The organism is Citrobacter freundii complex sp. CFNIH9 (genome assembly GCF_002903305.1).
GTDB lineage: Bacteria > Pseudomonadota > Gammaproteobacteria > Enterobacterales > Enterobacteriaceae > Citrobacter > Citrobacter portucalensis.
The window spans coordinates 1,443,607-1,470,144 of the sequence record NZ_CP026238.1 but is presented as its reverse complement, the minus strand read 5'-3'; the positions used below and the strand labels follow the sequence as shown (position 1 = coordinate 1,470,144).

The 26,538-nt window shown below is 52.3% G+C and carries 23 protein-coding genes and 7 tRNA genes; 22 read left to right on the top strand and 8 right to left on the bottom strand.

Going from position 1 to position 26,538, the window contains the following annotated elements:
- Window positions 1–37: 37 nt before the first annotated feature.
- Both pgm and seqA read right to left on the bottom strand, forming a co-directional pair.
- The gene (gene pgm, locus C2U43_RS07375; RefSeq protein WP_008784117.1) at window positions 38–1,678 is read right to left on the bottom strand and encodes a phosphoglucomutase (alpha-D-glucose-1,6-bisphosphate-dependent); all 1,641 of its coding nucleotides are present in this window, start codon (window positions 1,676–1,678) and stop codon (window positions 38–40) included.
- 24 nt (window positions 1,679–1,702) lie between these two features.
- Window positions 1,703–2,245, bottom strand: a complete 543-nt coding sequence (seqA, locus tag C2U43_RS07370) for a replication initiation negative regulator SeqA (protein WP_003022848.1) — start codon at window positions 2,243–2,245, stop codon at window positions 1,703–1,705.
- A 194-nt stretch (window positions 2,246–2,439) separates the two neighbouring features.
- Between seqA and ybfF the strand changes: the two genes are divergently transcribed.
- From ybfF to C2U43_RS07325, 9 genes are all read left to right on the top strand, one after another.
- A complete protein-coding gene (ybfF, locus tag C2U43_RS07365) occupies window positions 2,440–3,213 on the top strand; it encodes an esterase (RefSeq protein ID WP_103285971.1) in 774 nt (257 codons plus the stop codon).
- Window positions 3,214–3,341: 128 nt separating this feature from the next.
- Window positions 3,342–3,629, top strand: a complete 288-nt coding sequence (gene ybfE / locus C2U43_RS07360) for a LexA regulated protein (protein WP_003831362.1) — start codon at window positions 3,342–3,344, stop codon at window positions 3,627–3,629.
- Window positions 3,630–3,784: 155 nt separating this feature from the next.
- A complete protein-coding gene (gene fldA, locus C2U43_RS07355; RefSeq protein ID WP_003022839.1) occupies window positions 3,785–4,315 on the top strand; it encodes a flavodoxin FldA in 531 nt (176 codons plus the stop codon).
- A 210-nt stretch (window positions 4,316–4,525) separates the two neighbouring features.
- Window positions 4,526–4,612 (top strand): ryhB-regulated fur leader peptide, encoded by an 87-nt coding sequence (locus C2U43_RS07350; protein WP_100247215.1) that lies wholly within the window; start codon window positions 4,526–4,528, stop codon window positions 4,610–4,612.
- Window positions 4,605–5,051: a ferric iron uptake transcriptional regulator gene (gene fur, locus C2U43_RS07345; RefSeq protein WP_003022836.1), complete on the top strand. Its 447-nt coding sequence runs from the start codon at window positions 4,605–4,607 to the stop codon at window positions 5,049–5,051. Before C2U43_RS07350 ends, fur begins: the two co-directional genes overlap by 8 nt.
- A 127-nt stretch (window positions 5,052–5,178) precedes the next feature.
- A complete protein-coding gene (tcuR, locus tag C2U43_RS07340) occupies window positions 5,179–6,105 on the top strand; it encodes a tricarballylate utilization LysR family transcriptional regulator TcuR (RefSeq protein WP_103284884.1) in 927 nt (308 codons plus the stop codon).
- 97 nt (window positions 6,106–6,202) lie between these two features.
- Window positions 6,203–7,606 (top strand): FAD-dependent tricarballylate dehydrogenase TcuA, encoded by a 1,404-nt coding sequence (gene tcuA, locus C2U43_RS07335; protein WP_103284883.1) that lies wholly within the window; start codon window positions 6,203–6,205, stop codon window positions 7,604–7,606.
- Entirely contained in the window at window positions 7,593–8,732 is a 1,140-nt protein-coding gene (gene tcuB, locus C2U43_RS07330; RefSeq protein WP_103284882.1) for a tricarballylate utilization 4Fe-4S protein TcuB, read from the top strand. Before tcuA ends, tcuB begins: the two co-directional genes overlap by 14 nt.
- Before the next feature lie 53 nt (window positions 8,733–8,785).
- Window positions 8,786–10,081: an MFS transporter gene (locus tag C2U43_RS07325; protein WP_103284881.1), complete on the top strand. Its 1,296-nt coding sequence runs from the start codon at window positions 8,786–8,788 to the stop codon at window positions 10,079–10,081.
- A 50-nt stretch (window positions 10,082–10,131) separates the two neighbouring features.
- Here the strand turns inward: C2U43_RS07325 and chiQ are convergent, their stop codons facing one another.
- From chiQ to nagE, 4 genes are all read right to left on the bottom strand, one after another.
- Entirely contained in the window at window positions 10,132–10,464 is a 333-nt protein-coding gene (chiQ, locus tag C2U43_RS07320) for a ChiQ/YbfN family lipoprotein (RefSeq protein ID WP_008784106.1), read from the bottom strand.
- A 49-nt stretch (window positions 10,465–10,513) separates the two neighbouring features.
- Complete coding sequence (gene chiP, locus C2U43_RS07315; protein WP_048235880.1) at window positions 10,514–11,920, bottom strand: chitoporin ChiP; 1,407 nt, start codon at window positions 11,918–11,920, stop codon at window positions 10,514–10,516.
- 436 nt (window positions 11,921–12,356) lie between these two features.
- A complete protein-coding gene (glnS, locus tag C2U43_RS07305) occupies window positions 12,357–14,024 on the bottom strand; it encodes a glutamine--tRNA ligase (RefSeq protein ID WP_008784103.1) in 1,668 nt (555 codons plus the stop codon).
- Between the two features lie 187 nt (window positions 14,025–14,211).
- Window positions 14,212–16,161, bottom strand: a complete 1,950-nt coding sequence (gene nagE / locus C2U43_RS07300; protein ID WP_048235881.1) for a PTS N-acetyl glucosamine transporter subunit IIABC — start codon at window positions 16,159–16,161, stop codon at window positions 14,212–14,214.
- A 342-nt stretch (window positions 16,162–16,503) separates the two neighbouring features.
- Here nagE and nagB point away from each other — a divergent pair, with 342 nt between their 5' ends.
- The 4 genes from nagB to nagD all read left to right on the top strand — a co-directional run bounded on the left by nagB (window position 16,504) and on the right by nagD (window position 20,662).
- On the top strand, window positions 16,504–17,304 hold the full coding sequence (nagB, locus tag C2U43_RS07295; protein ID WP_103284880.1) for a glucosamine-6-phosphate deaminase: 801 nt from the start codon (window positions 16,504–16,506) through the stop codon (window positions 17,302–17,304).
- A 61-nt stretch (window positions 17,305–17,365) separates the two neighbouring features.
- Window positions 17,366–18,514 (top strand): N-acetylglucosamine-6-phosphate deacetylase, encoded by a 1,149-nt coding sequence (gene nagA, locus C2U43_RS07290; protein ID WP_003831339.1) that lies wholly within the window; start codon window positions 17,366–17,368, stop codon window positions 18,512–18,514.
- 8 nt (window positions 18,515–18,522) lie between these two features.
- Window positions 18,523–19,743, top strand: a complete 1,221-nt coding sequence (nagC, locus tag C2U43_RS07285; protein ID WP_048235883.1) for a DNA-binding transcriptional regulator NagC — start codon at window positions 18,523–18,525, stop codon at window positions 19,741–19,743.
- 166 nt (window positions 19,744–19,909) lie between these two features.
- On the top strand, window positions 19,910–20,662 hold the full coding sequence (nagD, locus tag C2U43_RS07280; protein WP_003022792.1) for a ribonucleotide monophosphatase NagD: 753 nt from the start codon (window positions 19,910–19,912) through the stop codon (window positions 20,660–20,662).
- Between the two features lie 65 nt (window positions 20,663–20,727).
- On the opposite strand, the gene C2U43_RS29345 is transcribed toward nagD, so the two are convergent.
- Complete coding sequence (locus C2U43_RS29345) at window positions 20,728–20,874, bottom strand: peroxiredoxin (protein ID WP_122973776.1); 147 nt, start codon at window positions 20,872–20,874, stop codon at window positions 20,728–20,730.
- Between the two features lie 39 nt (window positions 20,875–20,913).
- Here C2U43_RS29345 and asnB point away from each other — a divergent pair, with 39 nt between their 5' ends.
- The 8 genes from asnB (at window position 20,914) to C2U43_RS07235 (ending at window position 23,509) form a co-directional block, all read left to right on the top strand.
- Window positions 20,914–22,578 (top strand): asparagine synthase B, encoded by a 1,665-nt coding sequence (asnB, locus tag C2U43_RS07270; RefSeq protein WP_008784099.1) that lies wholly within the window; start codon window positions 20,914–20,916, stop codon window positions 22,576–22,578.
- A gap of 223 nt (window positions 22,579–22,801) precedes the next feature.
- Window positions 22,802–22,878: transfer RNA gene (locus C2U43_RS07265), tRNA-Met, on the top strand.
- Window positions 22,879–22,886: 8 nt separating this feature from the next.
- Window positions 22,887–22,971: transfer RNA gene (locus tag C2U43_RS07260), tRNA-Leu, on the top strand.
- A gap of 23 nt (window positions 22,972–22,994) precedes the next feature.
- Window positions 22,995–23,069, top strand: a tRNA-Gln gene (locus C2U43_RS07255).
- Between the two features lie 37 nt (window positions 23,070–23,106).
- A tRNA-Gln gene (locus C2U43_RS07250) sits at window positions 23,107–23,181 on the top strand.
- 21 nt (window positions 23,182–23,202) lie between these two features.
- Window positions 23,203–23,279, top strand: a tRNA-Met gene (locus C2U43_RS07245).
- A gap of 44 nt (window positions 23,280–23,323) precedes the next feature.
- Window positions 23,324–23,398: transfer RNA gene (locus C2U43_RS07240), tRNA-Gln, on the top strand.
- 36 nt (window positions 23,399–23,434) lie between these two features.
- A tRNA-Gln gene (locus C2U43_RS07235) sits at window positions 23,435–23,509 on the top strand.
- Between the two features lie 104 nt (window positions 23,510–23,613).
- On the opposite strand, the gene ubiF is transcribed toward C2U43_RS07235, so the two are convergent.
- Window positions 23,614–24,789, bottom strand: coding sequence for a 3-demethoxyubiquinol 3-hydroxylase (ubiF, locus tag C2U43_RS07230; RefSeq protein ID WP_048235884.1), 1,176 nt, complete (start codon window positions 24,787–24,789; stop codon window positions 23,614–23,616).
- Window positions 24,790–24,934: 145 nt separating this feature from the next.
- Between ubiF and miaB the strand changes: the two genes are divergently transcribed.
- The gene (miaB, locus tag C2U43_RS07225; protein ID WP_003831327.1) at window positions 24,935–26,365 is read left to right on the top strand and encodes a tRNA (N6-isopentenyl adenosine(37)-C2)-methylthiotransferase MiaB; all 1,431 of its coding nucleotides are present in this window, start codon (window positions 24,935–24,937) and stop codon (window positions 26,363–26,365) included.
- Window positions 26,366–26,538 lie beyond the last annotated feature (173 nt).

The following is a 26,538-nucleotide window of genomic DNA, read 5'->3' as shown; positions in this document are numbered from 1 at the left end:
CCGGATAGCGACGCTAGCGTCTTATCCGGCCTACGGTTTACGCGTTTTTCAGCACTTCGCTGACGATCTCAACCGCTTCTTTTTCGATCTGCTTGCGGTGTTCTTCACCGAGGAAGCTCTCGCAATAGATTTTATAAGCGTCTTCGGTGCCGGACGGACGAGCGGCAAACCAGCCGTTGTCAGTCATCACTTTCAGACCGCCGATAGAAGCACCGTTGCCCGGTGCCGCCGTCAGACGTGCGGTGATCGGGTCGCCCGCCAGCGTGCTGGCACTCACCATTTCCGGAGACAGCTTAGACAGCGCCGCTTTCTGCGCGGAGGTCGCACTTGCCTGCAGGCGGTTGTAGCTCGGCGCACCAAAGCGGGCAGCCAGTTCGTTGTAGTGCTCCTGCGGATTTTTACCGGTCACTGCGGTAATTTCTGCCGCCAACAGGCACATGATGATGCCGTCTTTGTCGGTCGACCACGGTGTACCGTCGAAACGCAGGAAAGATGCCCCCGCGCTCTCTTCACCACCAAAGCCAAAGCTGCCGTCGAACAGACCGTCAACAAACCATTTAAAGCCAACCGGCACTTCGACCAGTTTACGCCCTAAATCATTCACCACGCGGTCAATCATCGCCGAGGACACCAGCGTCTTACCAACGGCAACGTCTTTGCCCCACTGCGGACGATGCTGGAACAGGTAGTTGATCGCCACCGCCAGATAGTGGTTCGGATTCATCAGCCCTGCCGGGGTGACGATACCGTGACGGTCGTAGTCTGGGTCGTTGGCAAAGGCCAGATCGAACTTGTCGCGCAGCGCCAGCAGGCCCGCCATCGCGCACTCGGAGGAGCAGTCCATGCGGATTGCGCCATCTTTGTCGAGATGCATAAAGCGGAAAGTCTGATCAACGTGATCGTTAACGATAGTCAGGTTCAGGTTGTAGTGCTTAGCAATACGCTTCCAGTATTCGATACCGGAACCGCCCAGCGGATCGACACCCAGCGTCAGACCCGCTTTTTGGATCGCCGCCATGTCGACGATGTCAGCCAGTCCTTCAACAAACGGCTGAACCAGATCCTGCTCTGTTACATGACCAGATGCCAACGCAGCGTCCAGCGACATGCGCTTCACGCCTTGCAGACCGTCAGCCAGCAGCGCGTTGGCTCTGTCTTCCACCACTTTGGTGACGTTGGTATCTGCCGGACCACCGTTTGGCGGGTTGTATTTAATGCCGCCATCTTCCGGCGGGTTGTGGGACGGCGTGATCACAATGCCGTCAGCCAGCGGGCCGCCTTTTTTGTTGTGGACCAGGATAGCATTCGACACAGCAGGGGTTGGCGTAAAGCCGTTATTTTCCTGCACGATGACGTCAACGCCGTTCGCCGCCAGCACTTCCAGTACAGAGATAAAAGCCGGTTCAGACAGCGCGTGGGTATCCTTGCCCACATAGCACGGGCCAGTAATCCCGTTTTTCGCACGTTCTTCAGCAATCGCCTGAGCGATAGCCAGAATATGCGGCTCGTTAAAACTATGACGACCTGCACTGCCGCGATGTCCGGACGTACCGAACTTAACGGCGTGCTCAGCGTTCCCTGCTGTTGGTTTCAGTACATAGTACTGTGCCGTCAGTTGGGCGACGTTAATCAAATCACTCTGTTGCGCAGGTTGACCTGCACGGTTGTGGATTGCCATTGCCTGGTCCTTCTAATGCAAGGATTAAATTGTTCCGCAAACCTTTTCAATCAATTCCGCAGGGAATTGCATTGACTGCATGATGTGTTCAACCATGCTGCATTTACGGCCGGTATTGGTGTTGGTGATCACCCAGTACGGCGTGCCTGGCACGTGTTTCGGTTTGGTTTGATTACCATTTTTCAGCAGCGTCTGTTCATCCGCTGCAAAATAAACGCGCGTACGGCCATGCAACGATTCCGTTGCTTCGGCGAACGCGTTTTGATCCAGTGAATAGAGTGTAGACAGCACCAGCATAAAGCGATTTACTGCTTTCTTCTGTTCCGCGTATTCGTCGGACAGCAGCAGTTCACGCATCGCGCGCACTTTATCTTTTACGGGGTTAACCGGCTTAGCTTCCACGACAGGTTGCACAGCGCGGACTTCTTTGACTATCGGAGTGACAGGCTGTGATGCGGCGGAAAATTTCAACATACGCCGTAAAATGTCGGATGCGCTCTCGCCAATATGCTTGGTGTGGCTGGCAATATAGCTATAGAGTTCATCATCAACTTCAATCGTTTTCATCTTAATCCAGTGCAGTGTTTAGCTGAATACAAGTTGTCGGGGTAAACACACGTAGTGTAAAGGCAAATCCCAACAGCGGATAGCGTCAAGCCTGGTGGCCAGCAAAACTCAGAGTAACCGTAGTTGTTGCAGCCATGTGGCAGAATGGTCAACATGATACCCTAACCCGTGAGTGTGAAAAAAAGAACTTTGCCATGAAATTGAATATCCGAGCGCAATCTGCGCAAAACCTGCACAATAATTCTCCCATCGTCCTGGTTCACGGCCTGTTTGGCAGTCTGGATAACCTGGGGATCCTGGCACGCGATCTGGTGGTCGCTCACGATATCATCCAGGTCGATATGCGAAATCATGGCCTCTCCCCTCGTTCCCCTGAGATGAATTATCCGGCCATGGCGCAAGATTTGCTGGATACGCTGGACGCTCAGCAAATAGAAAAGGCGACCTTTATTGGTCACTCGATGGGGGGGAAAGCCGTCATGGCGTTAACCGCGCTGGCTCCTGATCGTATCGATCGACTGGTGGCCATTGATATTGCTCCGGTCGACTATCATGTTCGCCGTCACGATGCGATCTTTACCGCTATTAATGCCGTAACCGATGCCCAGGCCACTTCGCGTCAGCAGGCGGCCAACGTCATGCGTCAGCATCTGCATGAGGAAGGCGTAATCCAGTTTCTGCTGAAATCTTTCGTAGACGGCGAATGGCGTTTTAACGTTCCCGTGCTGTGGGATCAGTATCCTCATATCGTCGGTTGGGAAACCATTCCTGCGTGGGAGCACCCGGCGCTGTTTATCCCTGGCGGCAACTCACCGTATGTTACCGAAGCGTATCGCGAACAACTGCTGGCGCAATTCCCACAGGCTCGGGCGCATGTTATTGCTGGAGCCGGTCATTGGGTGCATGCGGAAAAACCGGAGGCAGTGCTGCGCGCCATCCGTCGTTATCTGAACGAACAGGCTAACTGATTAAAAACTCAGCGTCTGCGCGCGATTACGCGCGTGGGCGTTGGCGTGTCACCCCTGCTGATGTATTATGGCGCGCTATCCATCCGGGCAGACGCCTGGCTGATTGTTTCCCCGAAGTCACCAAGATCATGGCCAAAGAACAAACGGACCGTACGACATTAGATCTGTTCGCGCAGGAGCGTCGCCCGGGACGACCCAAAACTAATCCGCTCTCGCGTGATGAACAGTTACGTATTAATAAACGTAATCAGCTTAAGCGTGACAAAGTTCGCGGGCTTAAGCGTGTCGAACTGAAACTGAACGCTGATGCCGTTGACGCTCTGAACGAGCTGGCTGAGGCGCGTAACATGAGTCGCAGTGAACTCATCGAAGAGATGCTGATGACCCAACTCAGCACATTGCGCGGTCAGGCATAGTCTGAATTTCTGCTCTAAATCATAAATCGTGTAGCACAGAGTGCAGTCCTGCGTGTTTGCTGTTTCCGCATGCCTGACTGTTCTGCTATGATTGCCCTTATCCGTGGGCAATGCGCCACCACCATTTCAATAAGTTTCAAGAGGTTATTTTACTCATGGCAATCACTGGCATCTTTTTCGGCAGCGACACCGGTAATACCGAAAACATCGCAAAAATGATTCAAAAACAGCTTGGTAAAGACGTTGCCGATGTTCATGACATTGCAAAAAGCAGCAAAGAAGACCTCGAAGGTTATGACATTCTGCTGCTCGGCATCCCAACCTGGTACTACGGTGAAGCGCAGTGTGACTGGGACGACTTCTTCCCTACCCTCGAAGACATTGATTTTAATGGCAAACTGGTTGCATTGTTCGGCTGCGGCGACCAGGAAGATTACGCAGAATATTTCTGCGATGCGTTAGGGACCATTCGCGACATCATCGAACCGCGCGGCGCAACTATCGTTGGTCACTGGCCGACTGCGGGTTATCACTTTGAAGCGTCTAAAGGCCTGGCTGACGACGACCACTTTGTCGGTCTGGCTATCGATGAAGATCGCCAGCCAGAACTGACAGCAGAACGCGTAGAAAAATGGGTTAAGCAGATCTCTGAAGAGCTGCACCTCGACGAAATCATTAATGCCTGATTTCGTGCGGCGCAGATTTCCATCTGCGCCGCATCAATAGATAAAACCAATCAAAATAATTGCTACAAATTTGTAACTTTTTCGTCTGACCCTGTACAATGGCTGGATGCCAATCGGGTGTTGCACAGTGTGTTTGTCGGCGATACCACGTTTTGATTAACAATATATGCCAGAGACTTGCAGTTTTCATTTAGCCATGGCAGTTCTATAATGATACGCATTATCTCAAGTGCAATTTCTGTCACTTCTGTTAATGAAGTGAATCGTTTAGCTACAGGACAGATTCCGCATGACTGACAACAATACCGCATTAAAGAAGGCTGGCCTGAAAGTAACGCTTCCTCGTTTAAAAATTCTGGAAGTTCTTCAGGAACCGGATAACCATCACGTCAGTGCGGAAGATTTATACAAACGCCTGATCGATATGGGTGAAGAGATTGGTCTGGCGACCGTGTATCGTGTGCTGAACCAGTTTGATGATGCCGGTATCGTGACCCGCCATAATTTTGAAGGTGGTAAATCCGTCTTCGAACTGACTCAACAGCATCACCACGATCACCTCATTTGCCTCGACTGCGGCAAAGTGGTCGAGTTCAGCGATGATTCCATCGAAGCGCGCCAGCGTGAGATTGCGGCTAAACATGGTATTCGTTTAACCAACCATAGTCTCTATCTCTACGGCCACTGCGCTGAAGGCGATTGCCGCGAAGATGAGCATGCCCACGACGGCAAATAATGTAATGCTTTTTGAAAAGCCAACCTTCCGGTTGGCTTTTTTTATGGGCATTACCTGCCCTTTTCCCCTTCCCTCCGCTCCTGTGTTGCTTTAATGTAAAATCAATTGCCCCTTCCGGAGAGTCGAAATGGAACTTCGCCAGCTACGCTATTTTGTGCGCATTGTAGAAACCGGCAGCATGGGTAGCGCGGCACTCGATCTCAATATCGGGGTTTCGGCACTCAGCCAGCAAATGTCGCGTCTGGAAAACAAACTCGCTATTCGCCTGCTGCAGCGCACCTCGCGAGGCGTGACGCCCACCAGCGCCGGGCTGGCTTTTTACTCCCAGGCGCAGCTGGTGCTTCGTCACGCAGACGACGCGATCCTCGCCGCACGCGAGTCCCGGCTTTCCGGGCACGTCAGCGTCGGCATGGCTCCCAGTACTGCTTCCGTTCTCGGAATGCCGTTTATCAACGCCATGCGGGAAAGCTACAGTGATGTCCGTCTGCATGTGGTGGAAAGCCTCTCTGGCAATCTGGAGCGGATGATTAATACCCGCCAGATTGATCTGGCTGTCGTGTTTCAGAAAGAAAAGATCCTGCGCTGGAGCGCCATACCGATTCTCGAAGAGCGGCTGTTTTTGATTGGGACTCATGCCTTACTGGCTGATATTGCCGATGACAATATTGCTCCAGCCCAGCTGGCAAGTATCCCATTGATAATGCCAAGCCCGGGCCACGGTCTGCGCGGCAGGCTGGAAGCGATTTGTCAGGAACACGCGCTGAACATTGAGATCGCCACTGAAATTGATGGTCTGGCGCTACTCATGCGCGCCGTGCGCAGTGGCATTGGTGCCACTCTCCAGCCCGGCGCGGCAATTTCCCATCTCGATAAAGAGACGCTAAGAGTGATCGGCGTCCACAATCCAATACTTAGCCGCCCCAACTTTCTGGTGAGTCTCTCAGACGATGAACTCACCCCGGCAGGCCTCGCGGCCCGCGTGGTGCTGACGAAAGTGATGCATCAACTGGTGGAATCAGGAAGCTGGCCTGGCGCCATCCTTTACAATAACTAAAGTACCGTTTAGCACCACGTCATAGCGCCCGCACAAGCTGTGCGTATACATTTCAATTACAAATTTAACAAATGGTTAAATGGTAATGGAGTATACGATGGTTGATGTTCTGGTGATTGGTGGTGGCAATGCCGCGTTATGCGCTGCCTTGTCCGCCCGCGAGCAAGGAGCTTCGGTACTCCTGCTCGAAGCGGCTCCCCGTGAATGGCGCGGAGGAAACTCCCAACACACGCGTAATCTGCGCTGTATGCATGATGCGCCGCAGGATGTGCTGGTGGGAAGCTATCCGGAAGAGGAGTTCTGGCAGGATCTGTGGCGCGTCACGGAAGGGAATACCAACGAAGCGCTGGCGCGTCTGGTGATCCGTACCTCTTCCCAATGCCGCGACTGGATGCGCCTGCACGGCGTTAACTTTCAGCCTCCTCTCTCTGGCGCTTTGCACGTGGCGCGTACCAACGCCTTTTTTATGGGGGGCGGAAAAGCCCTGGTGAATGCCTATTACCGCAGTGCCGAAAAGCTGGGCGTGCAAATCCGCTATGACACTCCCGTTCAGGCGCTTGAACTGCACAACGGCGAGTTCGTGGCGGCGCTGTCAGGCAACGAGCGTATCACAGCGAAATCCTGCGTGCTTGCCGCTGGCGGATTCGAATCTAACCGGGAGTGGCTGCGAGAAGCCTGGGGAGAGAACGAGCGCGGCGAGTGGCCAGCGGATAACTTCCTGATTCGCGGCACGCGTTTTAATCAGGGCGTACTGCTTAAATTTATGATGGATGCTGGCGCAGACATTATCGGCGATCCCTCCCAGTCACACTGTGTGGCAATTGATGCCAGAGCGCCATTATATGACGGCGGGATTTGCACCCGCGTGGACTGCGTTTCGCTCGGTATTGTGGTGAACCGGGACGCTGAGCGTTTTTATGATGAAGGTGAAGATTTCTGGCCCAAACGCTACGCCATCTGGGGACGTCTGGTCGCTCAACAGCCAGGACAGATTGGCTACTCCATCATCGACAGTAAAGCTATCGGACACTTCATGCCTCCGGTCTTTCCTGGCACGCAGGCCAATACGCTGGCTGAACTGGCCTTTCAGTTAGGACTGGATGCCGAACGCTTTACCCACACCGTGACAGAGTACAACAACGCCTGCCAGCCAGGTCAGTTCGACCATACCGTTCTGGATAACTGCGCCACTAAAGATTTGCTACCCGCGAAAACGCATTGGGCGCGACCGCTGGATCAACCGCCTTACTACGGCTACGCCCTGCGGCCAGGAATCACCTTCACTTATCTTGGGTTAAAAGTGAACGAACGCGCCGCTGTGCATTTTGCAGGGCTTCCAAGCCGTAACCTGTTCGTCGCCGGAGAGATGATGGCGGGCAACGTGCTGGGCAAGGGTTACACCGCAGGCGTGGGGATGTCGATCGGCACGACCTTTGGCCGCATTGCCGGAAAAGAAGCCGCGCTGGCCGCACGTAAGGAGACACGTCATGAAGCAGCTTGAGAAACTGATCATCAAAGCGCAAATTATCACCGAACCGGAAGCGGAAGTTGAACGTGTGATGCAGGTGTGCAATGCCTGTCGCTATTGTGAAGGCTTTTGCGCCGTATTCCCGGCCATGACGCAACGTCTGGAATTCGGTAAAGCGGATATCAATTATCTGGCAAACTTGTGCCATAACTGCGGCGCTTGCCTGCACGCGTGTCAGTATGCCCCGCCTCATGAATTTGCCATAAACGTGCCGAAGGCGATGGCGGAAGTCCGGCTCGAAACCTATCAGCATTACGCGCAGCCCGCCGCTTTTGGAGCGCTATATCGTCGCGCAGGCGTAACCGTGACGCTGGCGCTGGTATTCGGTCTGATCCTGTTTTTACTCCTCGCTATAGGTTTGAAAGGTTCACTATTCCATCCTCCGCTGGCCGGGGATTTCTATCAAATTTTCCCGCATAACCTGCTGGCCTGGATGTTTGGTTCGGTCTTTGTTCTGGCGATCGGTTTGCTGATGGCAGGCGTGATCCGCTTCTGGCGCGAGATTTCTCCGGGCATGCCGCGTTCCGCCGAGATTGCTGAAGCCTCGCACAATGCGCTGACGCTGAAGTATCTCGATGGAGGCCATGGCAAAGGTTGTAACGAAGCGGATGATGCTTTCACCCTGATGCGTCGCCGTTTCCACCACTTTACCTTCTATGGTTTTATGCTCTGCTTTGCCGCCACCGTGGTGGCAACGGGCTATCACTACTTTGCAGGCATAGAAGCACCCTACCCGTTCTTCAGCGTTCCGGTCATGCTGGGCACGTTGGGTGGCATTGGCCTGGTTGTCGGTCCGGCTGGCTTGCTATGGCTTAATCTCAGGCGCTCACCGCTACACGGCGACGCCCGGCAAAAACCGATGGATCGCGGTTTTATTTTGCTGCTGCTGCTGACCAGTCTGACCGGTCTGGCGCTGCTGGCGGGAAGAGATACCTCATGGATGGCTATTTTACTGGCCATTCATCTCGGCGTGGTCATGGCGCTTTTTCTGACCATTCCTTACGGAAAATTTGCCCACGGATTTTACCGCTGCGCAGCCTTACTCAAGTGGGCGATTGAGAAACGGCGCGGCAAACAGGCGGGAGTCTCAGGCGACTAACCCGCAAACTCTTACCTCTATAAATATTATGATAAGACAGTGGAGCAAACCCAATGACACAACAAACATCGCGCACCGGAACTTTCGGCGCAATACTGCGGGTAACCAGCGGTAATTTTCTCGAACAGTTCGACTTTTTTCTGTTCGGGTTTTACGCCACCTATATCGCAAAGACTTTCTTCCCCGCGGAGAGTGAGTTTGCCGGGCTCATGTTGACCTTTGCGGTTTTCGGTTCGGGTTTTTTAATGCGGCCCGTTGGCGCAATCGTGCTGGGTGCTTATATCGACAGAATTGGTCGCCGCAAAGGACTGATGGTGACGCTGGCGATCATGGGCTGCGGGACCCTGTTGATTGCTCTGGTTCCCAGTTATCAAAGTATTGGCCTGCTGGCTCCTGTGCTGGTATTAGTCGGTCGATTATTGCAGGGCTTCTCTGCGGGCGTAGAGTTGGGCGGCGTTTCGGTTTATCTTTCTGAAATCGCCACGCCTGGCAATAAAGGTTTCTACACCAGTTGGCAGTCCGCCAGCCAACAGGTCGCCATTGTGGTGGCAGCGCTGATTGGCTACGGCCTGAATGCCACGCTGGGGCACGATGAAATCTCTGAATGGGGCTGGCGCATTCCGTTCTTTATTGGTTGTATGATTATTCCGTTGATCTTCGTCCTGCGCCGCTCGCTTCAGGAAACGGACGCATTTTTACAACGTAAACACCGTCCCGACACCAGGGAAATTTTCACCACTATCATCAAAAACTGGCGTCTTATCTCAGCAGGTACGCTGCTGGTGGCGATGACCACAACGACGTTTTACTTTATTACCGTCTATACCCCGACCTATGGCAGGGCTGTACTCCACCTGAGCGCGCGCGACAGCCTGGTCGTCACCATGCTGGTCGGTATTTCTAACTTTATCTGGCTGCCGATTGGCGGAGCGATTTCTGACCGAATTGGTCGCCGCCCGGTGTTGATGGGGATTACCGTACTCGCACTGCTCACCACCTGGCCGGTCATGCACTGGCTCACCGCCGCGCCAGATTTTATGCGCATGACGTTGGTCCTGCTTTGGTTCTCGTTCTTTTTTGGTATGTATAATGGGGCAATGGTCGCGGCACTCACCGAGGTGATGCCTGTCTATGTCCGTACGGTGGGTTTTTCACTGGCCTTCAGTCTGGCTACGGCGATTTTTGGCGGTCTGACACCCGTCATATCCACGGCGCTGGTCCAACTAACCGGAGATAAAAGCTCGCCGGGATGGTGGCTGATGTGCGCGGCACTTTGCGGACTCGCCGCCACGGCAATGCTGTTTGTCCGCCTGAGTCGTCATTATCAACCGGCCGAACAGAAACTCTGACATGCAAACAGGCGGAGAATTCTCCGCCCGTTGTATTTTCTTTTTTCGATTTACTGCGCAGTATTCTTACTGCGTATTTCCTGCCAGACCTTGTCACAATCAGCATTAACGGACTGACCGTTACCCGTGCGCGTGGCCTGGATACACTGCTGATAATCCAGCACGCGTACGCTTTCTTCATTGGCAAACTGTTGGTGCTGTTTTTCTTTCTTCAGCACATTCAACACGCTTTGGCAGGCTTCAATTTTCTCCGGCGATCCCTGCGCGGTATTAATACACGCGCTGTAGGCTTCTTTCAGACGGCTGTCCTCTTTCGGCGCAGGAGATTGCGCACACGCCACCAGCCCTGATGCCATAACGGCGATGAGTATCAGTTTTTTCATAGCACTTTCCTCAACGATGCGGCAGGCACCCGACCTGCCGCTGTTGGCATTAGAAGATGGTGAACGGAGCAATAACGATGAACTTCACGTCGCGCTCATCCTGGAACATGTTGCCGTAACCACCGCCCCAGCTCGGAATGTCTGAATGGTTGTCGTACTGAGTGAAGTGCAGCTTAAACATGGTGCCCTTCGCACGACCTTCCTGCAGGGTGTAGACCGCATCCAGGCTGTAAGAAGATTCTTCGATAGTCCGGTTTTTGTCGTAGTACGCATCCGGGTTGAGCTGCCAGGTTGATGGCTTAGCATCCCATGCGTAAACGTAGGACGCACCTACCGCCCAGCCCGGCAGATTCCAGTTCTTCAGGTCATACATTGCGCCGAAGAAGACTGCCTTTTCACCGTTGGCGTTGAAGTCAGAACGGTTATCCCACCAGACATCCAGACGACCGTTTGAAGAGGCGTAGGTTGGGGTCATACGCTGCAGGAAGTAACCCTGCTGGCCGTCCGCTTTAACCCAGGTCCCTTCCAGACGAAGGTCAACGACTTCTGCCACTTTGTAGCCAAAGGTCAACGCCTGCAACCAGGCAGTGCCATCATAAATATCGTTCACGGTACGATCATCAACTTTGTCGCGTGCACCGTAGAACTGGTAGCTGGTGGTAAATGGGTTACCGCCTAAATCGAATTTGTAGCTGGCTTTTGCGAAGTACTGATCGACATAACCTTCAGACTGACCAAATGCCGCTTCCAGTAACAGGTTATTTTTGAAGTCATATTTCGCGCCAATTGAGTGCAGGTAATCAACGCTGGTCTTTTTATCAGCCTGATAGAATTTATCGACTTCGGTGTGCCACGGTGCTTTATATTCGTTAGCCCACATATAGGAGAAGCTCAGTGCGCCAGCATCACCGTAATCGAAGTTGGCACCGGCTTCAGCACCCTGATAGGTACCTGGCATAAAACTCCAGTGCGGTGCCAGCAGAGTCTGCCCGGTTGGTTGAATGTAACCGGCGCGCGCCCAGGTTGGGCCGTATTTAAATTTAGCTGCTGCTTTATAAAGGCTAATCCCGCTCTTATCGCCGGAGTAATCCTCGTCATAGCCTTTATTTTTAGAAGAGAATGCGATTTCGTTTGGATGGCCGCTTTCGCTACTTTCGTTCATTTCAATAGCGGTAAATGCTGCGATATCAATACCAAACATATCGGCCGCATAACCGGACTGGAAGTCGAGGTTAGCGTTCCAGGTGGAGTGAGAAAGGTTGGTTTTGTATTTGTCATGATCGGTCACATCTTTACGGTCACGCTCACGCTGCCAGTAATAGATGCCGCCGGTTAAGGTTGAGTCATCAATGAAACCTTCGGCGTGTGCCTGCGGAGCGACAACAAAACCCGACATTGCTGTGATACCGGCGATAGCCAGCGCCAGCGTACTACGTTTGCCACTAAACGTACGCATATGTTAATCCTCTTTGACGTATAAAATGCTGCCGACAAAAGCGGACAGCGAAAAAACAAAAAATAAAAAAGTAGCGCTAAGAAAACCTCAGTGACTACAATGAATAGACTATTTTTCGCGACGCGAATTATCAATCTCTTTCTGTAACGAGTATGTAATAGTATGAGCAACCGCACATATTTGATTGCTTTCTGTTACATTTTCATCGGAAGATAAAAAAGCGTTGAAGAAATGAAAAAATCGCTTGTTTTCCATGGAGATGAAATCGGTTTCAGCCCATTTCATATTGAGGTAAGTTATTTAAACGTAAAAACATTCGCCCAGTCTATTATTACGGACATGTAATTAATTCGCTCCGCAAACGGAGCCTGGAACACGGTTTTTTTGCGAAAAAAAACGCCGCATGAAGCGGCGTTTAGAGAGGATGTGTTGCGGCTTATTCGCCCGCTTTAGCCCACGTGTCACGTAGACCAACGGTACGGTTAAACACCAGCTTGTCAGCCGTTGCATAACGACTGTCCAGGCAGAAGTAACCTTCACGCTCAAACTGGAACGCTTTACCTGCAACCGCTGCCTTCAGCGACGGCTCACCGTAACCCTGCTTAATGACCAGCGATTCCGGGTTAATAACGGACAGGAAGTCTTCCGCCGCGCCTGGATTTGGCACGCTAAACAGACGATCGTACAAGCGGATTTCAATCGGCAGCGCATGGGACGCGCTCACCCAGTGAATAACGCCTTTGACTTTACGACCATCGGCCGGGTCTTTGCTCAGGGTGTCGGCATCGTAGGTGCAGAAAATGGTGGTGATATTCCCTTCCGCATCTTTCTCAACACGTTCGGCCTTGATCACATAAGCATTGCGCAGACGTACTTCTTTGCCCATCACCAGACGCTTGTACTGCTTGTTCGCTTCTTCACGGAAGTCTGCGCGATCGATCCAAATTTCACCGCTAAATGGCACTTCGCGGCTGCCCATTTCCGGTTTGTTCGGATGGTTAGGCATGGTGACCAATTCGCTTTCACCCTGCGGATAGTTTTCGATAACCAGTTTAACCGGATCGATAACCGCCATCGCGCGCGGGGCATTTTCGTTCAGATCTTCGCGGATACAGGATTCCAGAGAAGCGATCTCAATGGTGTTGTCTTGCTTGGTCACGCCAATGCGTTTGCAGAACTCACGGATCGCGGCAGCGGTGTAACCGCGACGACGCAGGCCAGAAATCGTCGGCATACGCGGATCGTCCCAGCCTTCAACGTGCTTGTCGGTCACCAGCAGGTTCAGCTTGCGCTTGGACATCACGGTATATTCCAGATTCAGGCGCGAGAATTCGTACTGACGCGGATGAACCGGAATGGTGATGTTGTCCAGCACCCAGTCGTACAGACGACGGTTATCCTGGAACTCCAGCGTACACAGGGAATGCGTAATGCCTTCCAGCGCATCGCTGATGCAGTGGGTAAAATCGTACATCGGGTAGATGCACCACTTGTTGCCGGTCTGGTGGTGTTCGGCGAACTTAATGCGGTACAGCACCGGATCGCGCATCACGATAAACGGCGACGCCATATCGATTTTCGCGCGCAGGCAGGCTTTACCTTCTTCAAAGCCACCGGTACGCATTTTTTCGAACAGCGCCAGGTTCTCTTCGACGCTACGATCGCGGTACGGGCTATTTTTGCCAGGCTGAGTCAGCGTGCCGCGGTATTCGCGGATTTCGTCCGCTGACAGTTCGTCAACGTACGCCAGGCCTTTATTAATAAGCTCTACTGCATAGGCGTGAAGCTGATCGAAGTAATCCGAAGAGTAGCGAATGTCGCCAGTCCAGTGGAAACCTAACCATTCAACGTCGTTTTTAATCGACTCAACGTACTCGATATCTTCTTTAACCGGGTTCGTATCATCAAAACGCAGGTTGCACTGGCCCTGGTAATCTTGCGCAATGCCAAAGTTCAGACAAATGGATTTCGCGTGGCCAATGTGCAGATAGCCATTTGGCTCCGGCGGAAAACGGGTATGGATAGTGGTGTGCTTACCACTGGCCAGATCTTCATCGATGATCTGACGAATAAAGTTACTCGGGCGGGCTTCAGCCTCACTCATCGTGGATTCCTCAAAGCGTAAACAACGTATAACGGAGTATGATCTTATAAGCGACGTCAGGAGACAACTATTAGTTGCACAAAAAAGGTGTTTCAACAGGATATATGAGGGCATTTGCTGCAAAAAAAAGCGGCGGAGGAATATCCCCCGCCGCTTAAGGCACTTAACTCACTTTACTCAGGAGCAGTTATTTACCTTTAATCTCATACAGTGGTGTTTGACCGGCAACCACATGACCTTCGGCTTTAATAACCAGAGCGCCGAAATCATCGCTGTTGCTGCACACAACCGGGCTTATCATCGAACGTGCGTTAGCGTTCAGGAACTCCAGATCCATTTCCAGAATCGGTTGGCCTGCAGTAACTTCCGCACCTTCTTCAACCAGACGCTTAAAGCCTTTGCCTTCCAGCGCTACGGTATCGATGCCCATATGGACCACGATTTCCGCGCCTTTAACAGTTTCCAGGCAGAACGCATGGTTAGTGTTGAAGATTTTCACGATGGTGCCCGCAGCCGGAGCAACCACGATTTTATCCGTTGGTTTCACTGCCACGCCGTCGCCTACTGCTTTGCTGGCGAAGGCTTCATCAGGAACCTGTTCCAGCGCAACTACGTCACCAGTAATCGGAGAAACCAGCGCTTCAACGGTGACTGCATTCGCTACAGCCTGCGGTTTTGCTACTGGAGCCGCTGCTGCTGGTGCACTTTCACCAGATGCTGCTGCCACCGGGCCACGCGCGACAACTTTCTTCATTTCGTCGCCGATGGATTCGGCTTTCGCACCCACAATGACCTGGATAGTTTGCTTGTTCAGCTTAACTACTCCAGATGCACCTAAACGCTTACACATCGCATCGTTTACGCGACCGGAGTCGGCAACGGTCAGACGCAGACGAGTGATACAGGCATCAATCGCTTTCAGGTTATCAGTACCGCCAACCGCTGCAATGTAGTTGGTTGCCAGTTGAGCCAAACCTTCTTCAGTGTTGCTGTTGGCTTCTTCAGTAACGATATCGTCTTCTTTATCTTCGCGGCCCGGCGTTTTCAGGTTAAACATACGAATAACCGCACTGAACAGCACAAAGTAGATAACAAAGAACACCAGACCCATCACCACCAGCATCCAGACGTTCTTACTTGCTGCTGGCAGGTTGTACATCAACACGTAGTCGATAGCACCTGCGGAGAAGGAGAAGCCTGCGTGGATCCCCAGCAGTGTTGCAACGAACAGGCTGATACCCGTTAACAGTGCGTGCAGGAGGTACAGCAGTGGAGCCAGGAACATGAACAGGAATTCCAGCGGCTCGGTAACACCGGTCAGGAACGCGGTGATCGCAACGGACAGCAGCATACCGCCAACCATCGGACGACGTGCTTTCGGAGCCGCGAAGTACATCGCCAGCGCCGCACCCGGCAGACCAAACATCATGATTGGGAAGAAGCCAGACATGAACATACCCGCAGTGCCGTCACCCGCGTAGAAGCGGTTGATGTCACCGTGGAATACGGTACCTGCAGCGTTAGTAAATTCGCCAATCTGGAACCAGGCGATGGTGTTCAGCACCTGATGCAGACCGGTTGGGATCAGCAGACGGTTGATGAAACCAAAGATACCGGAACCCAGCGCGCCAGCGCCCACGATCCACTCACCACCCGCATGGATGGCGTTCTGTACCGGCGGCCATACGTAACCGAAGATAGCAGCCAGCACCAGACAGAAGAAGCCAGTGGCGATCGGCACAAAGCGTTTGCCGCCAAAGAAGCTCAGGAAGTCAGGCAGTTTGATACCAGACCAGCGGTTATACACGGCACCGCCGACCAGACCGGTGATGATACCAGCCAGCACACCCATATTGATTGCAGGGTTAATGGTAACCATTGCTTTGGTCAATATGAAATAACCGACCGCACCTGCCAGCGCTGCTGCACCTGCGCTGTCTTTTGACCAGCTGGAAGCAACACCGATCGCAAAAATTAACGCGAGGTTATCAAAGATGGCCCCACCCGCTTGCGCGATGAAGGGTACGTTAAGTAAATCTGGTTGGCCGAATCGCAGCAGCAGTGCCGCGACTGGCAGCACAGCGATGGGGAGCTGTAACGCCCTACCCAGCCGCTGGAAAAAACCTAAAATATTCATTTTATTCCCCCTACGAGACCCCGATTAGGCTTCTTTGAAGCCATATTTTTATTGTGCGACCATTCCTGACAGCAAGATTCTGGAACAACGATATTAACCATTCATCTACATTCAGAGTGTGTGAAAAATTAATTCGTATCGCAAATTAAACGCGTGTTTTTTGTGATTCCAGTCACCAAATATCGTTATTAACCCTCCCTTTCACTGGCTAACTACGAAAACTTATTTTATCATTCAAAAAATCGAAACGGATTGATCCTTACCGATGCAAAACCAGGTTACGCTTATTACTGCACAGAGACTCAATCCGCCAACTGCTTACTTTTACTTTTGAGGTGAAGAATGAGACTGATCCCCCTGAATACCGCTGAACAAGTCGGCAAATGGGCTGCTCGCCATATCGTTAACCGTATTAACGCGTTCAAACCAACGGCAGATCGTCCGTTCGTTCTGGGCCTGCCGACTGGCGGTACTCCGCTGACAGCTTATAAAGCATTGGTTGAAATGCACAAAGCGGGCCAGGTGAGCTTCAAGCATGTTGTTACGTTCAACATGGACGAATATGTTGGCCTGCCGAAAGAGCATCCGGAAAGCTACCACAGCTTTATGCACCGCAATTTCTTTGATCACGTTGATATTCCAGCAGAAAACATCAACCTCCTCAATGGTAACGCGCCGGATATTGATGCAGAATGCCGTCAGTATGAAGAAAAAATCCGTTCTTACGGTAAAATCCACCTGTTTATGGGCGGTGTAGGCAACGATGGTCACATCGCGTTCAACGAGCCAGCTTCCTCTTTGGCTTCCCGTACCCGCATCAAAACGCTGACTCACGACACACGTGTTGCTAACTCACGCTTCTTTGACGGCGACGTAAGCCAGGTACCTAAATATGCGCTGACCGTTGGCGTGGGCACCCTGCTGGATGCTGAAGAAGTGATGATCCTGGTTCTGGGCCACCAGAAAGCACAGGCGCTGCAAGCCGCCGTTGAAGGCAACGTTAACCACATGTGGACCATCAGCTGCCTGCAGTTGCATCCAAAAGCCGTTGTGGTCTGCGATGAGCCTTCCACCATGGAACTGAAAGTGAAGACGCTGAAATACTTCAACGAGTTAGAAGCGGAAAATATTAAAGATCTGTAATTGATGTCTCCGCCCTGTCGATAAGTTGCAGGGCGGCATTTTTTTGAAATCGGGGGTCGGAATGTATGCTTTAACCCAGGGCCGGATCTTTACCGGTCACGAAATTCTTGATGACCATGCGATTGTTGTCGCCAATGGCCTGATCGACAGCGTTTGCCCACTGGCTGAATTACCGTCAGGGATTGAACAGCGCTCACTGAATGGGGCCATTGTTTCCCCCGGTTTTATTGATGTACAGCTGAACGGCTGCGGCGGTGTGCAGTTTAACGATACGGCAGAAGCCGTAACCGTTGAAACGCTGGAAATCATGCAGAAAGCCAATGAAAAATCTGGCTGCACCAACTATCTGCCAACGCTTATCACCACCAGCGATGACCTGATGAAACAGGGTGTTCGCGTGATGCGTGAATACCTGGCGAAACATCCGAATCAGGCATTAGGACTTCATCTTGAAGGCCCGTGGTTGAACCTGGTGAAAAAAGGTACCCATAATCCGGGATTTGTCCGTCAGCCGGACGCTGCACTGGTTGATTTCCTGTGCGATAATGCGGATGTGATCACCAAAGTCACACTGGCACCAGAAATGGTCCCGGTAGAGGTCATCACCAAACTGGTGAATGCGGGTATCGTGGTTTCTGCGGGTCACTCCAATGCAACGGTAAAAGAAGCAAAAATCGGATTCCGTGCAGGTATTACCTTTGCAACGCATCTGTTCAACGCGATGCCGTACATTACCGGCCGCGAACCTGGTCTGGCGGGCGCTATTTTGGATGAAGCCGATATCTACTGCGGTATCATCGCCGATGGCTTGCACGTTGACTACGTTAACATCCGTAATGCTAAGCGCCTGAAAGGCGACAAGCTGTGCCTGGTTACTGACGCGACCGCGCCGGCAGGTGCAAACATTGAACAGTTCATTTTCGCTGGTAAAACAATATACTACCGCAATGGACTGTGTGTTGATGAGAACGGCACGTTGAGCGGTTCATCATTAACCATGATTGAAGGCGTACGCAATCTGGTCGAGCATGCAAATATCGCCCTCGACGAAGTCTTACGCATGGCAACGCTCTACCCTGCTCGCGCCATCGGCGTCGACAAACAACTCGGCAGCATCGCGCCAGGCAAAGTAGCCAACCTGACTGCGTTCACGCACGACTTTAAAATTATCAAGACCATCGTTAATGGCAACGAGGTCGTTACTGAGTAAGAGAAAGAATGACACCAGGCGGACAAGCTCAAATAGGTAATGTTGATCTCGTAAAACAGCTTAACAGCGCGGCGGTTTATCGCCTGATTGACCAGCATGGGCCAATCTCGCGAATTCAAATTGCCGAGCAAAGCCAGCTTGCCCCCGCCAGCGTAACCAAAATTACACGTCAGTTGATCGAACGCGGGCTGATCAAAGAAGTCGATCAGCAGGCCTCCACCGGGGGCCGCCGCGCTATCTCTATCGTCACAGAAACTCGCAATTTCCACGCCATTGGCGTACGACTGGGTCGCCACGACACAACGCTCACGCTCTATGATATGAGCAGTAAAGTTGTCGCCGAAGAGCATTACCCCCTCCCGGAGCGCACCCAGGAAACGCTGGAATATGCGCTGCTCAACACCATTGCCATCTTTATTGAGAGCTGCCAGCGGAAAATCCGTGAGCTGATCGCAATTTCTGTCATCCTGCCAGGCCTTGTCGATCCTGAAAGCGGCGTCATCCGCTATATGCCACACATTCAGGTCGAAAACTGGGGACTGGTCGAAGCGCTCGAAAAACGCTTCAAAGTCACCTGCTTTGTTGGTCATGATATTCGCAGCCTGGCGCTGGCTGAGCACTATTTCGGGGCAAGCCAGGATTGCGAAGACTCCATTTTGGTGCGAGTGCACCGCGGAACCGGCGCGGGTATCATCTCCAATGGCCGAATTTTCATCGGTCGCAATGGCAACGTCGGCGAGATTGGTCATATTCAGGTAGAGCCGCTGGGTGAGCGCTGTCACTGCGGTAATTTCGGCTGCCTGGAAACCATTGCCGCCAATGCTTCTATTGAACATCGCGTGCAGAACTTACTGAAGCAGGGTTATCCAAGTCGACTCACCCTGGATGATTGCAGCATCAAAGCCATCTGTAAGGCCGCGAATAAAGGCGATAATCTGGCAGCAGAAGTTATTGAGCACGTTGGTCGCCACCTGGGTAAAACTATCGCCATTGCCATCAACCTGTTTAACCCGCAAAAAATCGTCATTGCGGGCGAAATTACCGAGGCGGATAAGGTGCTGCTGCCTGCAATAGAAAGCTGTATCAACACGCAGGCGTTAAAGGCGTTTCGCCATAATTTACCGGTGGTTCGGTCCACGCTGGATCACCGCTCCGCCATTGGCGCCTTTGCGCTGGTGAAGCGCGCAATGCTCAACGGTACACTGCTGCAACGTTTGCTGGAAAACTAATACACGTCATCCTTCGAGCTGCCTCTGCGTTAGCTGCATCTGCTCACCCCGGTCACTTACTTCAGTAAGCTCCAGGGGTTCGCAGACTTGCCGCCTTGATGCAACTCGAATGATGTAGTGTATTTTGTGTATAGTAATGCCTTCTTTTTTTAATGTCGGATTGTCCATGGCCATTAAGAATGTAATTTGTGATATCGACGGCGTGCTGATGCACGACAATGTTGCTGTACCGGGTGCGGCAGAATTTCTGACTGGGATCCTGGAAAAAGGCCTGCCGTTAGTCCTGCTGACTAACTACCCTTCGCAGACCGGGCAAGATCTGGCAAACCGCTTCGCCACCGCGGGTGTGAATGTCCCTGATAGCGTCTTTTATACTTCCGCGATGGCTACCGCTGATTTTCTTCGTCGCCAGGAAGGAAAAAAGGCCTACGTGGTGGGTGAAGGCGCGTTAATACACGAACTGTATAAAGCTGGATTTACCATTACCGACGTGAACCCCGATTTTGTGATTGTTGGCGAGACACGTTCCTATAACTGGGACATGATGCATAAAGCGGCGTATTTTGTCGCCAACGGCGCTCGTTTTATCGCCACTAACCCGGATACCCACGGTCGCGGCTTTTATCCCGCCTGTGGAGCACTCTGTGCCGGTATTGAGAAGATCTCAGGCCGTAAACCGTTTTATGTCGGCAAACCCAGCCCGTGGATTATTCGCGCGGCGCTCAACAAAATGCAGGCGCACTCGGAAGAAACCGTTATCGTTGGTGACAACCTGCGTACCGATATTCTGGCAGGTTTTCAGGCGGGTCTGGAAACTATCCTGGTACTGTCTGGCGTTTCCAAGCTTGATGATATTGACAACATGCCGTTCAGACCAAGCTGGATTTACCCGTCCGTTGCTGAAATAGACGTCATTTAATCTCTTTAGCCGGATAACAACATCTGCAAGTTATCCGGCTTGAAAAATACATCCATTCAATAAAATCACCATTTCACTGCTGATTCATCAATAATAGCGCTCATTACATATTCTTTTTTCATCAATCCACAATGACCATTGCGTTTTTTATTTTCTGACCCGTAATTCGCTTGCGCCCTCTCCAGCTTTGCGGCATTTTCTTTATCAAGCAAACTTAAAAAGCATCACGCAACAGGTTAACGGAGAAGGTTATGTGTTCTATTTTTGGCGTATTCGATATTAAAACTGACGCAGTTGAACTGCGTAAAAAAGCCCTGGAACTGTCTCGTCTGATGCGCCACCGCGGCCCGGACTGGTCAGGTATTTACGCCTGTGATAACGCCATTCTGGCGCACGAACGTCTGTCCATCGTCGACGTCAATGCCGGTGCTCAGCCGCTGTACAACGTGAAGAAGACACATATCCTGGCGGTTAACGGTGAAATTTATAACCACCAGACACTGCGTGCTGAATACGGCGATCGCTACCAGTTCCAGACCGGTTCCGACTGCGAAGTTATCCTCGCGCTGTATCAGGAAAAAGGACCCGCGTTCCTCGATGACCTGCAAGGCATGTTTGCTTTTGCCCTGTACGACAGCGAGCAGGACGCCTACCTGATCGGTCGCGATCATATCGGGATCATCCCGCTGTATATGGGTTACGACGAGCACGGTAACTTCTACGTTGCGTCTGAGATGAAAGCGCTGGTTCCTGTCTGCCGCACAATCAAAGAATTCCCGGCCGGTAGCTATTTGTGGAGTAAAGACGGTGAAATTCGTCAGTACTACCAGCGCGACTGGTTTGAATACGATGCCGTCAAAGACAACGTTACCGATAAAAACGAGCTGCGCCAGGCGCTGGAAGATGCGGTGAAAAGTCACCTGATGTCAGATGTTCCTTATGGAGTTCTGTTGTCCGGTGGTCTGGATTCATCTGTCATTTCCGCGATAACTAAAAAATACGCGGCACGCCGTGTTGAAGATCAGGAACGTAGCGAAGCCTGGTGGCCACAGCTGCACTCCTTCGCCGTCGGCCTGGAAGGCGCTCCGGATCTGAAAGCTGCGCAAGAGGTGGCGAACCATCTGGGGACCGTGCACCATGAGATCCACTTCACCGTGCAGGAAGGTCTGGATGCGATCCGCGACGTGATTTACCACATCGAAACTTACGATGTCACGACGATTCGCGCCTCGACGCCAATGTACTTAATGTCGCGTAAAATTAAAGCGATGGGTATTAAAATGGTGTTGTCGGGTGAAGGTTCGGACGAGGTGTTTGGCGGCTATCTCTATTTCCACAAAGCGCCAGATGCAAAAGAACTGCACGAAGAAACCGTGCGCAAGCTGCAAGCGCTGCATATGTTCGACTGCGCCCGTGCCAACAAAGCCATGTCGGCCTGGGGTGTAGAAGCTCGCGTGCCCTTCCTGGATAAGAAATTCCTTGATGTGGCGATGCGCATCAACCCGCAGGACAAAATGTGCGGCAACGGCAAAATGGAAAAACACGTTCTGCGCGAATGTTTTGAGTCCTACCTGCCGGCAAGCGTCGCATGGCGTCAGAAAGAGCAGTTCTCTGACGGTGTCGGTTACAGCTGGATTGACACCCTGAAAGAGGTGGCTGCAGAACAAGTTTCTGACCAACAACTGGAAACCGCCAGCTTCCGTTTCCCGTACAACACGCCATCGTCAAAAGAAGCGTATTTGTACCGTGAGATTTTCGAAGAGTTGTTCCCGGTAGCGAGTGCAGCGGAATGTGTGCCTGGCGGGCCGTCGGTTGCCTGTTCTTCTGCCAAGGCGATCGAATGGGATGAGGCGTTTAAAACCATGAACGATCCATCTGGCCGTGCCGTTGGCGTACACCAGTCCGCTTATAAATAAGTTAATCCTTAGATAAGAGCCCTGCGGGGCTCTTTTTTTATGTTTGTTTTCTGTGCAAAAAAACAATTAATAACTAATAATTGCCGAATATTGCGTCATGCTGTTCGCAACCTAACCAAACAGTCACATTCCAGCTATTTTCAATGAAAAAGGGGTTGACGCTTCAAGGCTCAATACGCATAATGCGCCCCGCAACGCCGATAAGGTTACGCGAAAAAAAGATGGCTACGTAGCTCAGCTGGTTAGAGCACATCACTCATAATGATGGGGTCACAGGTTCGAATCCCGTCGTAGCCACCATCTTTTTTGCGGGAGTGGCGAAATTGGTAGACGCACCAGATTTAGGTTCTGGCGCCGCAAGGTGTGCGAGTTCAAGTCTCGCCTCCCGCACCATTCACCCGTAAGCGTTGCACGGATGGGGTATCGCCAAGCGGTAAGGCACCGGTTTTTGATACCGGCATTCCCTGGTTCGAATCCAGGTACCCCAGCCATTTTTTCTTCGATATAGCGGTTCACCGCAACGGTCATTGGGGTATCGCCAAGCGGTAAGGCACCGGTTTTTGATACCGGCATTCCCTGGTTCGAATCCAGGTACCCCAGCCATCGAAGAAAATGTTAGTATTTGGCTACGTAGCTCAGCTGGTTAGAGCACATCACTCATAATGATGGGGTCACAGGTTCGAATCCCGTCGTAGCCACCATATTAAGGACGTATCGACTCGTTCGGTAAATCCAAAAAAATTGTTGGGGTATCGCCAAGCGGTAAGGCTCTGGTTTCTGATACCAGCATTCCGAGGTTCGAATCCTCGTACCCCAGCCAATTTCAAAAAGTCGTCCACTCTGTGGGTGCACCCGTTGGGGTATCGCCAAGCGGTAAGGCTCTGGTTTCTGATACCAGCATTCCGAGGTTCGAATCCTCGTACCCCAGCCATATTAAAAAAGCTCGCTTCGGCGAGCTTTTTGCTTTTCTGCATTTATCGCCTGATGGCGCTCCGCTTATCAGGCCTACGTATTTTCCCCGTAGGCCTGCCTGAATTACAACCCTAACGCATACTTCAGTGCCTGACGTTTCAGTACGCCAGCGCGCTCTGCGGCCATGAGCCCGAGATTACGCATGATGCGCAGCGGCTGCAGGTTATTGCTGAATCCGGCATAGAACAGATCCATACCGCTTTGCATGATGAAATTGTCAGTCATACGGCGATTCTGATAGCGCTTGAGCACCGGCTGACTGGCCCAGGATTCACCGTAGCTGCGCGCGTTCACCAGCACATCAATCAACGCATCGACATCACGAAAGCCCAGATTAACGCCCTGCCCCGCCAGCGGATGAATGGTATGCGCGGCATCACCTACCAGCGCCAGCCCCGGTTGCACATATTGCAGCGCATGACGACGCGTAAGCGGGAACGCCCCCGCAGCCACTGGCATCACCTTACCGAGTCGCGATGGAAAATGTTTAGCAATCTCCGTCTGCAATTGCGGCATATTCAGCGCTTGCAATTGGCGGATGCGAGCCGGTGAGTCGTACCACACCAACGAGGCCCAGTTATCAAACAGCGGTAAAAACGCGCGCGGGCCGTCAGGCGTAAATTGCTGCCAGGTGCTGTCTCCCGGTGAATTTTCGCATTGCACGGTTATCAACATACAGGACTGCGCGTACTGCCAGGCATGGATACCAATCCCGGCCATTTTTCGCACCTGAGAGTTGGCACCATCGGCGCCGATGACCAGCTTCGCGCTGATGGTTTCGCCGCCTGCCAGCTCAAGCTCATGTCGATCGTTATGTTGATGCAAAGAAATCAGGGACGTCGGTACGCGCAGCGTGACTTTGGGGTGAGCTTCCAGCGCCTGCCAGAGCGCCTGTTGCAGGACCGTGTTTTCCACCATATAGCCCAACAGAGGCAGCTTAAGCTCGGCGGCATCAAACATCACATGGGCATTTTCCCACTCCCACGTTTCCAGTCGACGATAAGGATGGCTGCGCATCCCCTGCACCGTATCCCAGACGCCCAGCCCTTTTAGCAACGACACCGACGCGGAACTAATGGCAGAAATTCTGACATCAGGCTGTCCATCAGCCACAAACGGCGCGGGAACGGCATGCTCAATGACCGTTACCGTAAATCCATGCTGCGCCAGTCCAAGCGCCAGCGCGCCGCCGACCATCCCCCCGCCGACAATGGCAATTTCCGTTGGTTGATTTGTCATGGTCAATTATCCAGTTACATGTATTGTGTAAGTTTACAGGATTTTTTACCCCTTGAGGCTGACATCCGTCATACTGGTCACAACCGCGCCAAAGCAGTACACTATGCGCCCTGCATTTCAGCCACAATTTCGCAAGAGCAAGTCGATGACCAAAAAACTCCATATTAAAACCTGGGGCTGTCAGATGAACGAATACGATTCATCGAAGATGGCCGATCTGCTGGATGCCACTCATGGGTATCAACTGACTGACGTGGCGGAAGAAGCGGATGTGCTGCTGCTGAATACCTGCTCAATCCGTGAGAAGGCTCAGGAAAAAGTGTTCCATCAACTGGGCCGCTGGAAACTGTTAAAAGAGAAAAATCCCAAGCTCATCATTGGGGTCGGTGGCTGTGTTGCGTCTCAGGAAGGCGATCATATTCGCCAGCGCGCGCATTACGTCGATATTATTTTTGGGCCGCAAACGCTACACCGCCTGCCGGAAATGATCAACAAAGTGCGTGGAAGCACGACCCGTAGCCCGGTGGTTGATATCAGTTTCCCGGAGATCGAAAAGTTCGACCGCCTGCCGGAACCGCGTGCTGAAGGTCCAAGCGCGTTTGTGTCTATCATGGAAGGTTGTAATAAATATTGTACTTACTGCGTGGTGCCCTACACCCGCGGTGAGGAAGTCAGCCGTCCGGCGGATGATATTCTGTTTGAAATCGCCCAGCTTGCAGCCCAAGGCGTGCGTGAAGTGAACCTGCTGGGGCAAAACGTGAACGCCTGGCGTGGTGAGAACTACGACGGCACGATTGGATCTTTTGCCGATCTGTTACGTCTGGTGGCCGCGATCGACGGCATTGATCGTATCCGCTTCACCACCAGCCATCCGATCGAATTCACCGATGATATCGTTGAAGTTTATCGCGATACGCCAGAGCTGGTGAGCTTCCTGCATCTGCCGGTACAGAGCGGTTCAGACCGCGTACTGAACCTGATGGGGCGTACCCATACCGCGCTGGAATACAAAGCGATCATCCGCAAACTGCGCGCTGCGCGTCCGGATATCCAGATTAGCTCCGACTTCATCGTTGGCTTCCCGGGTGAGACCACGCAGGATTTCGAGCAGACCATGAAGCTGATTGCTGACGTCAATTTTGACATGAGCTACAGCTTTATTTTCTCTGCGCGTCCTGGCACCCCTGCCGCCGATATGGTTGACGACGTACCGGAAGAAGAGAAGAAACAGCGTCTGTACATTCTACAGGAGCGTATCAACCAGCAAGCTATGGCCTGGAGCCGCCGTATGGTCGGCACGACCCAGCGCATTCTGGTTGAAGGCACATCGCGTAAAAGCATCATGGAACTGTCAGGCCGTACCGAAAATAACCGTGTGGTGAACTTTGAAGGCAACCCGGACATGGTCGGTAAGTTCGTAGACGTAGAAATTACCGATGTCTGGACTAACTCCCTGCGCGGTAAAGTGGTGCGTACCGAGGACGAAATGGGTCTGCGTATCGCAGAATCCCCTGAATCGGTCATTGCGCGTACCCGCAAAGAAAACGATCTGGGCGTCGGTATTTATCAGCCTTAATCCTGCTGAAAAACGTAAAAAAGGCCCGATACCGCTACACTTATCGGGCCTACAATCCTGGGCTCGCTGTCCCGGCGGGTCTTGTAATCTGCCCTATCATCCCCATATTTGCTGCAATGCTTGCGCCTTTCCCCCATGGCGTGAATAATTTCCTTAGATGCCGGTAAATGTTC

What these genes read in the sequence shown, in the direction of transcription:
- chiP (WP_048235880.1), bottom strand. Translation starts at nt 11,920, where the DNA reads ATGCGTACGTTTAGTGGCAAACGTAGTACGCTGGCGCTGGCTATCGCC.
- nagB (WP_103284880.1), top strand. Translation starts at nt 16,504, where the DNA reads ATGAGACTGATCCCCCTGAATACCGCTGAACAAGTCGGCAAATGGGCT.
- C2U43_RS07325 (WP_103284881.1), top strand. Translation starts at nt 8,786, where the DNA reads ATGACACAACAAACATCGCGCACCGGAACTTTCGGCGCAATACTGCGG.
- tcuR (WP_103284884.1), top strand. Translation starts at nt 5,179, where the DNA reads ATGGAACTTCGCCAGCTACGCTATTTTGTGCGCATTGTAGAAACCGGC.
- ubiF (WP_048235884.1), bottom strand. Translation starts at nt 24,789, where the DNA reads ATGACAAATCAACCAACGGAAATTGCCATTGTCGGCGGGGGGATGGTC.
- asnB (WP_008784099.1), top strand. Translation starts at nt 20,914, where the DNA reads ATGTGTTCTATTTTTGGCGTATTCGATATTAAAACTGACGCAGTTGAA.
- nagA (WP_003831339.1), top strand. Translation starts at nt 17,366, where the DNA reads ATGTATGCTTTAACCCAGGGCCGGATCTTTACCGGTCACGAAATTCTT.
- miaB (WP_003831327.1), top strand. Translation starts at nt 24,935, where the DNA reads ATGACCAAAAAACTCCATATTAAAACCTGGGGCTGTCAGATGAACGAA.
- pgm (WP_008784117.1), bottom strand. Translation starts at nt 1,678, where the DNA reads ATGGCAATCCACAACCGTGCAGGTCAACCTGCGCAACAGAGTGATTTG.
- tcuA (WP_103284883.1), top strand. Translation starts at nt 6,203, where the DNA reads ATGGTTGATGTTCTGGTGATTGGTGGTGGCAATGCCGCGTTATGCGCT.
- chiQ (WP_008784106.1), bottom strand. Translation starts at nt 10,464, where the DNA reads ATGAAAAAACTGATACTCATCGCCGTTATGGCATCAGGGCTGGTGGCG.
- glnS (WP_008784103.1), bottom strand. Translation starts at nt 14,024, where the DNA reads ATGAGTGAGGCTGAAGCCCGCCCGAGTAACTTTATTCGTCAGATCATC.
- nagD (WP_003022792.1), top strand. Translation starts at nt 19,910, where the DNA reads ATGGCCATTAAGAATGTAATTTGTGATATCGACGGCGTGCTGATGCAC.
- nagC (WP_048235883.1), top strand. Translation starts at nt 18,523, where the DNA reads ATGACACCAGGCGGACAAGCTCAAATAGGTAATGTTGATCTCGTAAAA.
- fur (WP_003022836.1), top strand. Translation starts at nt 4,605, where the DNA reads ATGACTGACAACAATACCGCATTAAAGAAGGCTGGCCTGAAAGTAACG.
- ybfE (WP_003831362.1), top strand. Translation starts at nt 3,342, where the DNA reads ATGGCCAAAGAACAAACGGACCGTACGACATTAGATCTGTTCGCGCAG.
- tcuB (WP_103284882.1), top strand. Translation starts at nt 7,593, where the DNA reads ATGAAGCAGCTTGAGAAACTGATCATCAAAGCGCAAATTATCACCGAA.
- fldA (WP_003022839.1), top strand. Translation starts at nt 3,785, where the DNA reads ATGGCAATCACTGGCATCTTTTTCGGCAGCGACACCGGTAATACCGAA.
- nagE (WP_048235881.1), bottom strand. Translation starts at nt 16,161, where the DNA reads ATGAATATTTTAGGTTTTTTCCAGCGGCTGGGTAGGGCGTTACAGCTC.
- C2U43_RS07350 (WP_100247215.1), top strand. Translation starts at nt 4,526, where the DNA reads ATGATACGCATTATCTCAAGTGCAATTTCTGTCACTTCTGTTAATGAA.
- seqA (WP_003022848.1), bottom strand. Translation starts at nt 2,245, where the DNA reads ATGAAAACGATTGAAGTTGATGATGAACTCTATAGCTATATTGCCAGC.
- ybfF (WP_103285971.1), top strand. Translation starts at nt 2,440, where the DNA reads ATGAAATTGAATATCCGAGCGCAATCTGCGCAAAACCTGCACAATAAT.